This is a genomic window from Rhodococcus sp. OK302, from assembly GCF_002245895.1.
GTDB lineage: Bacteria > Actinomycetota > Actinomycetes > Mycobacteriales > Mycobacteriaceae > Rhodococcus_F.
Window position 1 is genome coordinate 1565503 of sequence record NZ_NPJZ01000001.1, and the last position, 13923, is coordinate 1579425.

Below are 13923 nucleotides of genomic sequence, written 5' to 3' on the forward strand. Positions count from 1 at the left end.
CCGCGCGCGCTCACCGCGTACGGTGACACTCGTGTTGCATGACGAAGGTGGGACGGGTCAGCCGATTCTTTTGTTGCACGGCCTCATGGGTAGTGCACGAACCTGGCGCCGGCACGTGCCGTGGATTCGCGAGTTCGGACACGTCTACACGTTTGACGCGGCCGGGCACGGTCGACCTGCACCGAAGGAGCTGACGACGGAGGCGTTCGTCGAGGACGTCGCGGCGGCAGTAGCGGGAATCGACGAGCCGATGATCGTGATCGGGCACTCGATGGGCGCTCTCCACGCCTGGTGTTTTGCAGCGGCACATCCGGAAAAGGTACGGGCGTTGGTCCTCGAAGACATGGCACCCGACTTCCGCGGACGCACCGCGGAGAACTGGGCGCAGATGGTATCGGCGTGGCCTCAGCCTTTTGCTACCGAGGATGCGGCAAAGGAGTTTTTCGGTCCGGTTGCCGGACAATACTTTCTGGATTCATTCACCCGTCGCGACGACGGTTGGTACCTCCACGGTGACGTCTCCACATTCCGGGATATCTCCGAGGAATGGGGAACGCGCCATTTCTGGGACCAGTGGGCTGCGGTGACTGCGCCGACCTTGCTTATCGAGGGCGAGTACACAATTACACCGGACGGTCAGATGCGTGAGATGGCGCAGCGTCCGGGAACGCAGTACGTACGCATTGCTGACGCCGGACACTTGGTCCACGACGATCAACCGCAGAGTTATCGGGACGTCGTGACGGAATTCTTGATAGCTCAGAGAGCGAGCTGACTGCGGATCGACTCTCCTGCCTGCTCGAGTTCGACAGCTCGCCGGGCCAGCAGGCCCGCGGCGAACTTCGCTTTGTCTCCGAGGTGCCGCGGGACGACGTGTAGGTGGGAATGGAAGACCGTCTGCCCAGCCGCGCGTCCGTCGTTGACCAGAAAATTGACTCCGTCCGCCGCGATATCGCATCGACGCAGTGCTCCGGCTACCAGCGTCCCGACGCGGAACATCTCAGCGCCCTCGTGGTTTTCGAGTTCGTCCAGGTTTGTCGCATGGCGCTTGGGGACTACGAGCGTGTGCCCGCGACTGACCGGTCGTGCATCGAGGAAGGCCAGCACGGTCTCGGTTTCGAGGATCCGGATCGCCGGTTGGGCGGCTCCGACGATGTTGCAGAAGATGCAGGTATCGGTGTTCATGCCTACAGAATGTATCCGGTCGACCGATTCAGAGCAGTCGAAGTTCCCGTGCCCGGGTGAGGGCTTCCTTTCGATTGTGCGCACCGAGTTTGCGATACATCGTGCGCAGCTGGGTCTTGATCGTATTAACGGATACGAAGAGTTTGTCGGCCATTGCCGCCGAACTCAGTCCGTCGTCGATCAGTGAGAGGACGGTGCGTTCACGTTCGGTCAATGTGACGATCTGCAACGATTGTGGAAAAGCTTCGGCTGGAATCACTTTCAAGAACTGTGCGAGTGCGCTGGAATTGGTTTCCGCCAGGGATTCGAGCTGATCGATGTCGGGCCGGGCAATGGTCGAGAACGACCGCAGATTGCCGGTCTGATCTGCGATGCTGCACGCTTTGGACCAGGCCTCTGCGGCTCGCCGGTGTTCACCCAACTGGCAATGTGCGACGGCCTGAACGAGGAGTGTTTCCATCTGTGCGCGCGGGTATGATTCACCGGCCCAATCGAATTGGTGGCACAGTGCCACTGCGGCTTCGTTCTGTCCCGTCTTCTGGCGGAGTCGGGCAACAGACGTCAGGGTCCACGGATTGTCTGCCGGGTCGTCGATCTCGGCGGCCAGCGCCGACGCTTTGTTTCCGTCCCCGAGAGCAAGAGTGAGATCGATTTCGGTCGAACGCATCAGTGGGCCGGCAAACGAACCTGGTTTCAGGTGCTTCTGATGTGCGTCAACCGCGCTGTGTAACAAGGACAGTGCGGAGAATGTGTCCCGACGAGCCAGCGCGTATTGGCAATGGGCGTAGATGACAAATGCCCACAGTTCTTCCCTCTCGGCCGCGTGACCCAGCGCAGTGAGGGCTTCGTCTGCCGCAGCAAAGTCGAGAGTGTCGAGCGATGCAAGCGTGCGGGCGACCAATCCGGATACCTTGACCATCGATCGGAGCCTGTCGTGAGCATCCGGATGCCGGTACTCGAGTTGGGTCCATCGCTGCGATTGCAGGGGTTCGCCGACTATCGCCCAGTTCATTGCAGCACTTCCGGCAGCGTTGATGGCGATATAGTCGGCTCCCTGCGATTGGCCTCCCCGGTAGGCCGTTCGCATCTCGATAGTCGACTCTGCGAACCTTCCGTTCAACTGAAATGTGATTCCCCATTGCAGGTGCATGATCGGGAGTTGCGCGGTCACGTCGTCAGGATTGTTCTCGAGAGCGCTTCGGCTCAATTGCGATAGGCGACGGGTTGTTTCGGCTGCCTGCTCGTATTCGCCGGCTATGCGCAACATGATCGATTGCACGCAGCCGACGCTGAGTGCGTCTTTTGCGCTATCTCCGGCGCCGAGTGCCCGAAGTTCTTCCGGAGAGGTAGGGAGCGTATCGACGAGGCTGACATTTTTGGTCATGTGCATGGTGTAGAGGTTGCGTCCCGCTTTGACGGCAACGTTCTTTCCGACGGCTTTTTCCGGAAGCCTTTGCAGTGCAGAGCGAATGGTTTCCAAGTTGTCGGAGATCATCGTGACCCAATGATGTTCGATAATGTGGACGACGAGTTGCCAATCATGTGCTTCGACGGCGTACTTCAGTGCCGACGCGTGGCGTCCGGAATCGAGTCGGTAGTGCGCGAGCAGCGACATCTGTTGTGCTGGATCAATTCCGGACTGCGCTTGCAGTGCGAGGATCGAACGTCGAACTGCTGGAGCAAGTTCCCACGTTTCCTCGGTCTCGGTTTCAATTCGGGAGAAAGTGCCGACGGTCTCCAGGAGGAGGAGGCGCCCGCGAATGTGCTCGCGAGATTCGCCTGACTCGAACAGATGGCGTGCGGTATCCACGTCAAGGGTTCGTGCCGTCGCGCACGTCACGATGAACTCGCGATGGTCGGCGATTTCGGAATCGGCGAGGATTTTCTCGTGTATGTATTTGTTGATGGCGCGTTGCAGGTTCAGTTCGAGAAGATCCCCTCGACGGTCTTGTTGCGGAAGGGCTTTGACGACTGAAACGACTGATCGCACCAGGGCGGGCAGTCCGCCCGTCGTCGCGGTGATCTGCTCGGCTTCGCCGGGAAGCAGAGTTGTGTCGGAGAGGCCGAAGAGCATTCGGGTGTCTTCGATGCTGAACAGCAGGTCGTCAGCACCGATCAGTGTGTGATCGATGTCGAGGAGATAGGGCTCGGGGAAAAGTGTCAGGCCCGACAGTGTTACGACGAGATCCAGGTGGTGGCATCGAGATACAAGTTCGATCAGTTGGCTTTCCAACTCGGCGTTCGGAATCCGATCCGGACGGATCAACACGAGTTGTACGGATCTGTCTGACTCGGCCAGCGCTGCGAGGAGATCTGTATACGAATCGGCGGGTGTGGCCGAAATTGCGATACCCGACTGACTGCATTGGCGGAGGACCATCGACCAGTAATCCGCGGTGCTAGAACTGGGATGGGGGGCGGCAACCCAGACGGGTAGGCGTCCGGACGTGCTACGCGTGTGGAGCCAGGATGCCAGGAGCGCAGATTTGCCGTATCCAGCCGGTGCGCGCACGATCGTCAGTGCGGTTCGACGATCCAATGTCGCAAAGAGGCTTTGGCGGGGGAGCAACTCGGAGAGGGATCGACGTTCGGGCATGTTCGCCGTCAACTCCCCGTCCCGCCCCAACATCCGTGTATTCCCTTTGTTTTCTTGTATTCGGAAGGCCCTACCTAATCCGACTAGTCATATCGGGAAATATCGGAACAATCCGGTTGCTTGGGGAATCGTAGTCGGTACGCATCAAATATGTCCGATTTAGGGCATTTTTACTGGGAAATATCCGCCACAATAGATTGGCCGACCGATGCAGTCTCAGGCGTTGCCCTCGCCGGCCAATGCGAACAAACCATCGTCCGTCTGTTCGACCAATCCGTCGACCAGCAGGGAATGCAACGCGCGATCGCGCTGACCAGGGTCGGTGGGCCACACGATGTCCAACTGCGCACGCTCGACCGGACGGTGACACTCACGCAGCACCGCCATCAACTTGCCGCGAACCTGACGATCGGTTCCGGCAAATTTCTGCACCTTCTTCGGCGGCCCGGTGTGAGCGGGTTTTCCGGCCGCCACCCAGGCACAGTTCGGCAGCGGGCAATCGTCACAGCTGGGTGCCCGAGCCGTGCAGATCAAGGCGCCGAGTTCCATCAGCGCGGCAGAGTACGTGGCAGCCCGCTCCCGCGTCCGCGGTAGCAACTCGGCCACATCGGCCAGATCTCTTGTGTTCGAGGGATTTCCCGGTTCAGCGATACCGTGAACTGCGCGGGCAACTACGCGTCGAACATTGGTGTCCACGACGGGAACTCGCTGCCCGTAGGCAAAACATGCCACCGCGCGAGCAGTGTACGAGCCGATTCCCGGCAGCGTCAGCAAGGTGTCGACGTCAGTTGGAACCGCATCCCCATGGTGGGTAGCGAGGACGCCCGCGCATTCGTGCAGTCGAAGCGCGCGCCGCGGATACCCGAGCTTTCCCCAGGCACGTAGTACCTCCGCTTGGCTCGACGCAGCCATCGCCGAGGGGACCGGCCACCGCTGCACCCACTCTTCCCAGATGGGGGCGACCCGGACCACCGGCGTCTGCTGGAGCATGATCTCGCTCATCAGAATCTGCCAGGCACTGACGCCTTCGCGTCGCCACGGAAGATCTCTTGCCGTCGCCGCATACCATTTCAGCAGGACAGAAGACTCGACTGCCACCTTGACTGACACACTCCCGGGAATTTGATCTCCGCATCGACCTGGCATCGACGTTCGGCGTCACTGTACCGGCAGGTGCCGACGCGTATCAGAGCAGTTGGACGTTGCTCAGCTTCCATTTCCCGTCTTCGCGAACGAGCGAGAGCTGCATACGGTTGCGATCGATGCGAGGGTCAGGTGAATTGGTGTTGGTGATGGTCTGATCAAGGAAGACCAGGACCTCGGCACTGTCACGATCGCTGTCGGCCAGCCCCGCGGAAATGATCTGCGCCGACGACGTGGCCTGATACTGAACGATCATGTCTTGGAGGTTGGCAGCGACCTGGGCGTACTGGCCGGCGAACTCGCCAACCGAGTTTTCCCGTACGACGGACAGATTCTGATCGAGGTTCTGGAAGTTGTACGTTGCAAGATCTGTCGCGAATTGTCGCCCACGTTCCAGCGCGGTGGTGCGGGCTTCGTCGTCGAGTGAGTGTTGCCACGTGGTGTATCCACCCCAGCCGAGGGCCGAGACCACAACCAGAGCGCCGACGACGGCCAGCAGAGTGTTCCTCCCGAAGCGCCGTTTCGGGACTGTGGGTGCTGGCGCCTGGGATTCGTCGTCATCGGACTTTGTGACATCGGACTTCGTGAGATCGCTCAATGTGTTCCTTGTACTAGTAGTGCGGCAAATGAGTTGTCTCCGAGCACTGTTTTCTGGCCGCCGTTCAAACCCAGACGAATCGATGTGCCGTCGCCGGCCGCGACGGTGCCCACTGCGGGGTCGTATTCGACAACACCTCCGATTGTTCCTGTTCCGGCTGGAATATTCTGCGAGCCGCGGTTCTGGATTTTGCCCGATCGGTCAGTACAGTGCTGGTCTTTGTCGAGTGTGGTCGGCGAGACATCCTGCACGGTGCGGCGTGGGGTGTCGTAGATACAGACGGGACCGACCGCGGTGATCAAATCCAGCTGCGCACGACCATCCCTGACGATGCTACCGAGTTTCTCGAACCCCTTGGGTACCACCACGAGTAGCGTATCGACAGCCCGCATCCGCGCTGTGACGATTTGACTGGAAACCAGAGAATTCGCCAGCAGGAGGCTGAACGGTTCACGGCTTTGCTCGATGAGAGGCAGTATCTGATTGTCGAGGACGGCGGGACTTCGATCGAGCAGAGTGCGCAGCTGTGGATCCGAAGACCTGACTTGATCAGTCAATTGTCGAAGTGTCCGAGCAACATCCGGGAGTGCTGCCACGTTGTCCTCGTTGGCCGTGTAGAGAGTGCGTGAATTCTCGACGAGAGTGTTGAGGTGGGGTTGGTTGAGCGCGACGGACCGGGCGATAACATCAAAATTGTCAACCAGGGCTTGCAGATCCGGTCCTAGTCCCCCCAGTCCGGTGCCGAGTTCACGTGAGAGCGTCCGGAGGTCGGCGGGATCGACGGTGTCCGCAGTCGTATTGAAGTTTGCGATGACCGTACCCAGTGGCACCGGTATCGATGTTCGTTCACGAGGTACGACGGATCCATCGACAAGATAAGGGCCGCTGTCGGATTCAGAAGACAGCTGTACTTTTAGTACCGGAACAGCGGTGTCCTGGCTGATGGCCGCAACGGTATCGAGTGGAATCTCTCGATCGGCAGAGATGTTCAGAGTGAGAACAACCAGGTCTCGTTCAGCTGACAGCCGCACAGATTCGACATCTCCGACGGTGACCCCGCGATAGGCCACTTCCGAACCCTGCGCAATTCCGGCGGCATTTTCCAATTCGACTGTTACCGCGAAGCTCCCGGTGAACGGATCACCGGCACCGACCTGGCGCACAACGTAAGTCGTGCTGATCACGGCGATCAGAAGAAACGCAACGATCTCGAAGTAGACGGTCCTGTTCTTCATCGTGTCCCCCGAGCAGAGGTGTTGCCGGTGTTCCCGGTGACGTAGCAGGAAGCGGTGGCAACGGCGGTGCCGCACCCGGGATTATCTCGTTCAGCACTCCGGTGACAGTTCCCTCGATATCAACATTGAGATCGATATTGACGTAATCACTCGGACTGGCGCGTTCGAGGAGAACCCGGGCGTTGTCGAGGTTCGTCATCGTGTCACCCAGTGTCGGGCCCATCGCCGAAAACTGATCGAGGATCGGCGACAACCGTTCCGTCACGTCGGCTATCTGATCGGATGACTGGTCGAGAACGGAATTTGTTGCGGTACTGAGCCTGTCCGTCTCGTCCAGCAGATCGAGCAAGGGTTGCCGCTGGTCGGCGACGACGCTCAATGCGGGTGTGAGAGTTCGCAACCCCTCGTCGATAGTGGCGCTTTCGTCGCTGATGACCGTACTGAGACGGTTCAGTGAGTCCAATGCGGAATTGACGGAGTCCTTCCGCTCGTCGAGGGTGCCCAGAAGTGAATCGAGGCGGGCTAGGAGATCCGTGACGGTGCCTTCGCGGCCGTCCAGAATTTGATTAGCTTCGTGCACGATATTCTTCACCTGCGCCAAACCGCTTCCGTTCAGCAGAGTTCCGACGGCGCCGAGCAATTGTGCGACGTCAGGCCCGCGCAGGGTCTGTGAGCGCAAGATCCTTGCCCCGGGTTCGAGCTTCGCCCCTGATTCGAACGTTGCCCCGCTCGACTCTGTTGGGACCTCGAGATTGACGAAGGCGTCCCCGATAGGCGTGGACAATTCGATTCTCGCCCGAGTCTCCGTGGGTAGCGAGATGGTCGAATCGATCTCGGTCTGAACAACTGCCGCAAAGTGATCGGCGCTCATCGACGTGACGCGGCCGACCACAGCCTGCCCGATTCTGACCTCGCCACCGATCGGGAGTAGCGACGCATCGACAAATTCCATGGTCAACGGATACGAATCACCAGTCATCCCTTGCCCGAGAGGAAGGTGCTGGAAATTGAGGCTGCATCCAGTCAGTATCGACGTGAGTGCCAGTGCAGCAAGTGCTCCCAGTGTTGATCGTGATACAGACATCAACGACCCCCGCCCAAAATCCAGGCAAGATCAGGACCTGCTGCCGTCGAAGGGAATTCGATGGGGTTGACGAGCCCCGGACCACTGCACAACGGAAGTGGCATTCTCTCGCAGAGTGCTCGCGTTGTGTCGAACTGCGAAACGTTGGTCGCGACATTGAGTCGGACTCGCGCTCGGCCCTCCTCGGTGACGAGGTTTGCGACGTTCTGAAATCCGGTCGGTGCGGTATCGATGATCTCGCGAAGCTGATCTTGTTTAGTGGCAATCGATCCCGTCAGTTGGGCGAGCTTACCCAGGTCAGTGGGAACGGTGCTGCCATGTTCGGTCAGCAGCGCCGACACCTGCCCCAATACAGTCGTCATAGAGGTCAGCGCGCCGCTGATATCGCTTCGCTGCGAAGAGAATTCACGGGCGGTGGCGGTGACGGAATTTGACAGTGAGTCGACCTGAGACTGATTGTCGGCGATCAACTGAACCAGGGTTCCGAGGTTGGCCACCAATTCGGTAATGTCCGGACTTGCCCCCGCCAGTACCGAGCTGGCCTGCGAAATCGACTGCACGGCATCGTGGAATGCCTGGCCGTTGCCATCGAGTATCTGAGCACTGGAGTCGATGAGATCGCCTATCCCGGAACCACCCGCGCCTGGTCCGAGCGCGACGGTCAACTCGTTGACCGACTTGGTGAGTTGATCCCAGGTTAGTGGTGAATGTGTGCGTTCGAGTGGAATCAGCGCGCCGTCGGGGAGGAACTCGCCGTCCTCGTAACCTGGACCGAGTTCGACGGTCCGATCACTGATGACAGCGGGGGACAGAACCCAGGCATTGGCGTCTACCGGAATCCGGGTTCCCTTCGGGAGGCTCAGCACCACGTGGACCCGTGATCCGGCGGGGGTCACGCTTTCTACTCGGCCGCTGGGAACCCCGAGAATCGTGACGGTATTGCCGGCGAAGACCGCGTCGGTCGACGCGAATTCTGCAGTGAGCCTGAGATTGTTGCTGTCGCGGGTGACAAACAGTATGCCTCCGATCGCGCAGAGCGCTACCACTGCAAGGATTGTGAGTTTCTTCCCGGTGGCGGTCATCGGCACCCCTGTACAAGTCCCACGACGCACAACCAGTTGTCCGGAATGAGCGTGGACGGGGAGTTGAGGTCCAGCCAGTTTCCGTTACCCGTTGCGTTGGTGACGTACCGAACGCTCGGGGCGAAGTTCTCCAGCAGCGTCGTCAATGATTGCTCGTTCTCTGCGAGGACTGCGGTCACGTCATGAACGTCGGCCAGGACGGAATCGACCAGCGGTTGGTTCTCTCCGAGGAATTGTGCTGCCGTGGTGGTCAATTGATTCAGATCGCGGATAAGTGAGTTCAACACCTCCCGACGGTCTGCGATCGTTGCCATCACGAGATCGGCGTTTCCCAGTAGGGTTTCCAGGGTTTCTTTCTGCTCGACCAAAGTGGCGGTGGTCTGCTGTGCCCCGGTCAGGAGTGAGCGAACGGCGTCGTCGTTGTCGGTGACAACCACGGAGAGGGTAGTGATGCTGTCGAGGGACCGTCGGATCAATTCGGGATCGTCCGGGGAAGTATCGGAGACCACGGTCAGCATGTTCCGAAGTTGTTGCAGATCAAGGTTGTCCGCGGTCGTTCCTGCGCCGCGGCCGAGATCGTCGAGGGTGAAGGGGACGCTGGTGTTCTCGATCGCGATGGAACTGCCGGACGGCAGCGAACGCGAACCTTCGGGGGTGATGTCGAGTGAGCGTCGGCCCAGCAGAGTCGAGATCTTGATGTCGGCCCGCGAATCTTCACCGAGAGTGACGCCGTTGTCGAGTCGGAACGCGACGTCGACGGAGTTGCCGCGCACCGACAGTGACGTCACGACGCCACTCGGAACACCCGCGACATTGACTGGATCGTCGGGTGAGAGACCAGCTGCAGTGGCAAACTGAGCGTGGAACTCGTTTGTCTTCACCTTCAGGATCAGTTGGGGCACAGCTAGTGCTGCCAGAACGATTCCGATAACCACGAGGATGCAGACGATTCCGGCGCGAGCCGGATGTTTGACGGTGAGCCAGTTCATCGGCACACCGCCGAACGTTCGGGTCCGCCGAGGGGGGCCGACTGGCCGAGCGCACTGAGGCGGAAGTTGCAGATGTAGATGTTCGCCCAACTTCCGTAGCTCATCGCAACCCCGAGTTGTGTGAAGAGTTTGTCGAAGGTCGTGATCCCGGTGGCCACAGAATCACGATTGTCGATGACAACCGCAGCCGATCGGTCGACGGAGGTCAGCGTGGTCGCTAAGGTCGGTTGGACCCTTGACAGCAGATCTGCCAGTGATCCGGTCAGTGCTCCGGCGGAATCCAATGTGGCCGAGATCTGTTCGCGATCTTCGGCGAGACCGGCGACCAGTGTGTCCAAGGCATTGATCATTTCCACGAAATTCGGGCGGTTCCGGGTTGTCACCGCAAGGACTCTGTCGAGGTTGGCCGTCAGTTGGTCGAGAACCGCATCGCGAGCGGCGAGGTTCTCTGAAACTGCGACGGTTCTTTCCAGAAGGCTTGTGATAGTTGAACCTTGGCCCTGGAAGACCTGAACAATCTGTGTTGCAAGTTGATTGACCTCTTCGGGATCCAGAGCGTCGAACAGTGGGCGGAAGCCGCCGAGGATGTCGGTCAGGTCGATAGCCGGTTGCGTCTGCTCCAGTGGGAGGGTTGCGCCGGGGGAGAGGTAGTTGGATGACGCGATGCCACTGGGGCCGGGTTCGATCGAAACCGTTCGGGCTCCGAGCAGGTCGGCGTAGCGCACCACAGCGCGTCCGTCGGACGGGATGCGTTGTGCTGCTTCCAAGTCGAAGGTGACAACCGCCTGGTTGTCGACCAGTTCGACGCGATCGACCCGACCTACCCGAACCCCGGATATTTGGACGTCGCTGCCGGTGACCAAGCCCGAGGCGTTGACAAAGACGGCACGGTACTGCGAACTGGGCCCTGAAATCGGATTGATCAGGGTACTCACGACAACGATGGTGGCCAGGACCGAGAGGGCTGTGAACAATCCGAAGCGGATCAAACTCTTCTGCACGGTCATCCGCCCACCACCGTGGTTCCGCGGAGGACGGGGCCGAGTAGCAGTGTGTCCAAAGCTGTTCCACCCTGTGTGGGCGCCGATGGTCCACTCTGTGTCAGGGCTGAGATCAGGGCTTGTTCGGGCGAACTGCCTACCGGGCCGACGGTTCCACCGAATGTGGTCGGAACGGCCGGGCAATTGGGTCCGGCAGCGTCGGCGGTGTCTTTGGGGCCGTCGGTGTTTTCGGGGCCGTCGTATCGGGGACAATCTGTAGCACGGTAGGGGTACAGGTCACGGACCGAAAGTTTCAGATCGGTGCTCAGCCAGGGTCCGTGCGCCAAAGCAGGGGGAAGATTGACGGTCAAACTTCGAAGGCCGGTGTAGAAGGTCGTGATCTGATCCGGACGCGAAGTGACTGCGGCGGTGAGGGAATCGGAATCGTCGACAAGAGTGATCATACGATCTAGATTGTCGCCGATCATGGTCGCGGATGCGGAAGCGCTGCGCGTTCCGGCAGCGAGTAGTGCTGCAAACCCATCGGATTTTTCGACGAGGGTTTTCGAGATGGTGATCGAGTTCTCGAGCGTTGCCAGTAGATCCGGTGCACTGCGTTCGAGTTGGCCGGCGAGGACTGCGATGTCGTCGAGATCGTCACCGAGATGGTCGATGACGGGTTGTGCGCCGACGAGGGCGGTGTGAACGGCGTCGAGGGATTGGCCGAACTGACTTCCCTTGCCACTCAGTGCGTCCGACACCGAGGTGAGGGCCGCGTTGATGTCGGCAGGGTCCAGTGACGACACGAGTGAGTAGATGCGCGAGATCGATTGGTACAGCTGTACCGCCACTTCGGACTGGTCGGCGGACAATTCGGTGCCCGGTGTGAGCGCGGAGCCGCGCATCAGGCCGTCGGGTTGAACCAGATCGACGAAGAAGTCGCCGAAGATGTTGCGAGGCATGAGACGCACCTGTGTCGTCGACGGTATGTCCGCGAATGAGCCTTCGTCGATGGCCAGCGCCACTGTGGAACTGGCCGGGCCGGCTTCGATGTTCGCGACGGATCCCACGACAACACCGCGATACTGCACGGACGATCCCACCCGGAGTGCGCCGGCGCTTGCGGGTATCACGGCGCTCACCTCGGCTGATGCGCTGTGGGTGTCGGTTCCGCGAGTGAACAGGAAGGCATACGCGGCGAGAAGCAGCGCTATCGTGAACAGTCCGCGAAACGCAAGCCGGATTCGGCTGGTATCTGTCGTGTTCATCCGGTCAAGCCCGGTACCTGTGGCTTCAATCCCCACAGCGCAATCGTCATTGCAACGTCGGTGAAGGCGAGAAACACGATGCTGGTGCGTAGTGCCCGCCCGGCCGCTCGTCCCACGCCTTCGGGGCCACCGGTTGCGGTGTATCCGTAGTAGCAGTGCACCAGCGTGACCACGACCGCGAACACCAGAACTTTCACGAGGGATAACCAAATGTCGTTGGGGGAGAGGAAGAGACTGAAGTAGTACCCGTACGTTCCTTCGGATTGTCCTTTGATCCGGGTGACGGCGAGGGCTGTTGCCATGTAAGAAGCGAAGAGCCCCACGAGGTACAGCGGAACGACGGCGATGAGCGCCGCGATCATGCGGGTGGTCACGAGGTGGCGGAGGGAAGGGATGGCCATGACTTCGAGGGCATCGATTTCTTCGGAGATTCGCATCGCACCGAGTTGAGCGGTGAATCCGGTTCCGACCTTGGCTGCCAACGTGATTGCGGCAACCAAAGGAGCTACCTCACGGGTGTTCGCGATGGCGGACATCACTCCGGACAGCGGAGCGAGCCCCACCAGATTGAGGCCGCGATAACCTTCGAGTCCGATCTGGGAGCCGGCAAAAAACGAGATGGCGAAGATGACCATGACGCTGCCACCGCCGGCCAGGAGGGTTCCCGATCCGAAAGCCACTTGCGCGACCAGACGTGCTACTTCACGCCAGTACCGCCTCAATGTCGCCGGAATCGACGCGATCACTTTTGCGTGGAACGTGAATTGATCGCCTAGCCGGCTCAGCCCGTCGACAGCTCGGGAGCTCGTCCGTTTAGCGCGAATGACGATGGGCAGGTGCATCAGTAGGCGCCCTTCACGGACACGAAGAGCGGATAGAGCTGAGTGATAGCGAGATTCGCGACGAAGACGAGAACAAACGAGAGCACAACGGTTTCGTTGACGGCGTCACCGACGCCCTGCGCTCCCCGTTTCACCGTCAATCCTTTGTAGCTGGCCACGATTCCCGAGATCAAGGCAAACGCAACGGCTTTGATACCGGATACGACAAAATCGCTCGGTTGGCTGAACTGTACGAGGTTGCGAAGAAAGCTCTGCGCGTTGCCGTCGAGAACCAAGACGTGTACGAAAAGGCTTGCGCCCAAGCCGATCACAAGAACTATCGAGTTCAGCAGTAGGCACACCAATGCGATGGCAATCATCCTCGGCACGACCAACCGTTCGAGCACCGGCAATCCCAGTACTTCCAAGGCGTCGATCTCCTCGCGGATGGTTCGGGCGCCGAGGTCGGCGCAAATCGCGGAACCGCCGACACCGGCGATGATGAGTGCGCAGACCAACGGTCCGGCTTGCCCGATGATGAGAAAGGCGACCACTGCGCCGCTGTAGGCGCCGGCGCCGATTTGGTCGGCGAGTGATCCGATCTGGAGTGCAACACCAACACCGAGCGGAATCATCACCAGTGCGGACGCTACTGCTGTGACATGCGCGAGAAACCACATTTGCTCGATGGCTTCGCGCCAGGCGAGTCGCCGGCGTCGTACTGCGGTGATTGCGGCGAGGCACACACGGACGGTGAAGGTGAACAGGAGTCCGATCTCGGAGAGCAGGTTCGCGACGAGATTCGACTTGGCTTGTGCCGGGAGCTCCGGCGCGTCAACCGGACGACTGTCGTTTTCAGCTGGTGTGGTCACGCAGATCGTCCTCCCCGTCTTCTTGCTGCAGGACGTGCCTGCGAGGCTCGCCCAGATGTACCCCCGTACA

General features: G+C 60.0%; 13 protein-coding genes. 1 reads left to right on the forward strand and 12 read right to left on the reverse strand.

Going from position 1 to position 13923, the window contains the following annotated elements; translation table 11 throughout:
- Positions 1-31 precede the first annotated feature (31 nt).
- Positions 32-775: an alpha/beta fold hydrolase gene (locus tag BDB13_RS07130; protein WP_094274739.1), complete on the forward strand. Its 744-nt coding sequence runs from the start codon at positions 32-34 to the stop codon at positions 773-775.
- Here the strand turns inward: BDB13_RS07130 and BDB13_RS07135 are convergent.
- From BDB13_RS07135 to BDB13_RS07190, 12 genes are all read right to left on the reverse strand, one after another.
- Positions 760-1185: an HIT family protein gene (locus BDB13_RS07135; RefSeq protein WP_094271025.1), complete on the reverse strand. Its 426-nt coding sequence runs from the start codon at positions 1183-1185 to the stop codon at positions 760-762. The two genes, BDB13_RS07130 and BDB13_RS07135, sit on opposite strands and share 16 nt — an antisense overlap.
- A 28-nt stretch (positions 1186-1213) precedes the next feature.
- Positions 1214-3814, reverse strand: coding sequence for a response regulator transcription factor (locus tag BDB13_RS07140; RefSeq protein WP_094271026.1), 2601 nt, complete (start codon positions 3812-3814; stop codon positions 1214-1216).
- Between the two features lie 183 nt (positions 3815-3997).
- Positions 3998-4879 carry an A/G-specific adenine glycosylase gene (locus BDB13_RS07145; protein WP_094274740.1) on the reverse strand — a complete coding sequence of 294 codons (882 nt, stop codon included), beginning with the start codon at positions 4877-4879 and terminating at the stop codon, positions 3998-4000.
- An 88-nt stretch (positions 4880-4967) separates the two neighbouring features.
- Positions 4968-5522, reverse strand: coding sequence for a hypothetical protein (locus BDB13_RS32840; RefSeq protein WP_254922738.1), 555 nt, complete (start codon positions 5520-5522; stop codon positions 4968-4970).
- Complete coding sequence (locus BDB13_RS07155) at positions 5519-6757, reverse strand: MlaD family protein (protein WP_094271027.1); 1239 nt, start codon at positions 6755-6757, stop codon at positions 5519-5521. Before BDB13_RS07155 ends, BDB13_RS32840 begins: the two co-directional genes overlap by 4 nt.
- Entirely contained in the window at positions 6663-7841 is a 1179-nt protein-coding gene (locus BDB13_RS07160) for an MCE family protein (RefSeq protein ID WP_094271028.1), read from the reverse strand. The genes BDB13_RS07155 and BDB13_RS07160 overlap by 95 nt, the downstream gene beginning before the upstream one ends.
- Positions 7841-8923, reverse strand: a complete 1083-nt coding sequence (locus BDB13_RS07165) for an MCE family protein (protein ID WP_094274742.1) — start codon at positions 8921-8923, stop codon at positions 7841-7843. The genes BDB13_RS07160 and BDB13_RS07165 overlap by 1 nt, the downstream gene beginning before the upstream one ends.
- The gene (locus BDB13_RS07170) at positions 8920-9912 is read right to left on the reverse strand and encodes an MCE family protein (protein WP_254922739.1); all 993 of its coding nucleotides are present in this window, start codon (positions 9910-9912) and stop codon (positions 8920-8922) included. Before BDB13_RS07170 ends, BDB13_RS07165 begins: the two co-directional genes overlap by 4 nt.
- Complete coding sequence (locus BDB13_RS07175) at positions 9909-10919, reverse strand: MCE family protein (protein ID WP_094271030.1); 1011 nt, start codon at positions 10917-10919, stop codon at positions 9909-9911. The genes BDB13_RS07170 and BDB13_RS07175 overlap by 4 nt, the downstream gene beginning before the upstream one ends.
- Complete coding sequence (locus tag BDB13_RS07180; protein WP_094271031.1) at positions 10916-12160, reverse strand: MCE family protein; 1245 nt, start codon at positions 12158-12160, stop codon at positions 10916-10918. The genes BDB13_RS07175 and BDB13_RS07180 overlap by 4 nt, the downstream gene beginning before the upstream one ends.
- Positions 12157-13002, reverse strand: coding sequence for an MlaE family ABC transporter permease (locus tag BDB13_RS07185; protein ID WP_094271032.1), 846 nt, complete (start codon positions 13000-13002; stop codon positions 12157-12159). The genes BDB13_RS07180 and BDB13_RS07185 overlap by 4 nt, the downstream gene beginning before the upstream one ends.
- Positions 13002-13853, reverse strand: a complete 852-nt coding sequence (locus BDB13_RS07190) for an MlaE family ABC transporter permease (protein WP_254922740.1) — start codon at positions 13851-13853, stop codon at positions 13002-13004. The genes BDB13_RS07185 and BDB13_RS07190 overlap by 1 nt, the downstream gene beginning before the upstream one ends.
- Between the last annotated feature and the right edge of the window lie 70 nt (positions 13854-13923).

Coding starts and splice junctions, on each gene's coding strand:
- BDB13_RS07180 (WP_094271031.1), bottom strand. CDS start 12,160: ATGAACACGACAGATACCAGCCGAATCCGGCTTGCGTTTCGCGGACTG.
- BDB13_RS07175 (WP_094271030.1), bottom strand. CDS start 10,919: ATGACCGTGCAGAAGAGTTTGATCCGCTTCGGATTGTTCACAGCCCTC.
- BDB13_RS07155 (WP_094271027.1), bottom strand. CDS start 6,757: ATGAAGAACAGGACCGTCTACTTCGAGATCGTTGCGTTTCTTCTGATC.
- BDB13_RS07165 (WP_094274742.1), bottom strand. CDS start 8,923: ATGACCGCCACCGGGAAGAAACTCACAATCCTTGCAGTGGTAGCGCTC.
- BDB13_RS07185 (WP_094271032.1), bottom strand. CDS start 13,002: ATGCACCTGCCCATCGTCATTCGCGCTAAACGGACGAGCTCCCGAGCT.
- BDB13_RS07135 (WP_094271025.1), bottom strand. CDS start 1,185: ATGAACACCGATACCTGCATCTTCTGCAACATCGTCGGAGCCGCCCAA.
- BDB13_RS07170 (WP_254922739.1), bottom strand. CDS start 9,912: ATGAACTGGCTCACCGTCAAACATCCGGCTCGCGCCGGAATCGTCTGC.
- BDB13_RS07140 (WP_094271026.1), bottom strand. CDS start 3,814: ATGTTGGGGCGGGACGGGGAGTTGACGGCGAACATGCCCGAACGTCGA.
- BDB13_RS07160 (WP_094271028.1), bottom strand. CDS start 7,841: ATGTCTGTATCACGATCAACACTGGGAGCACTTGCTGCACTGGCACTC.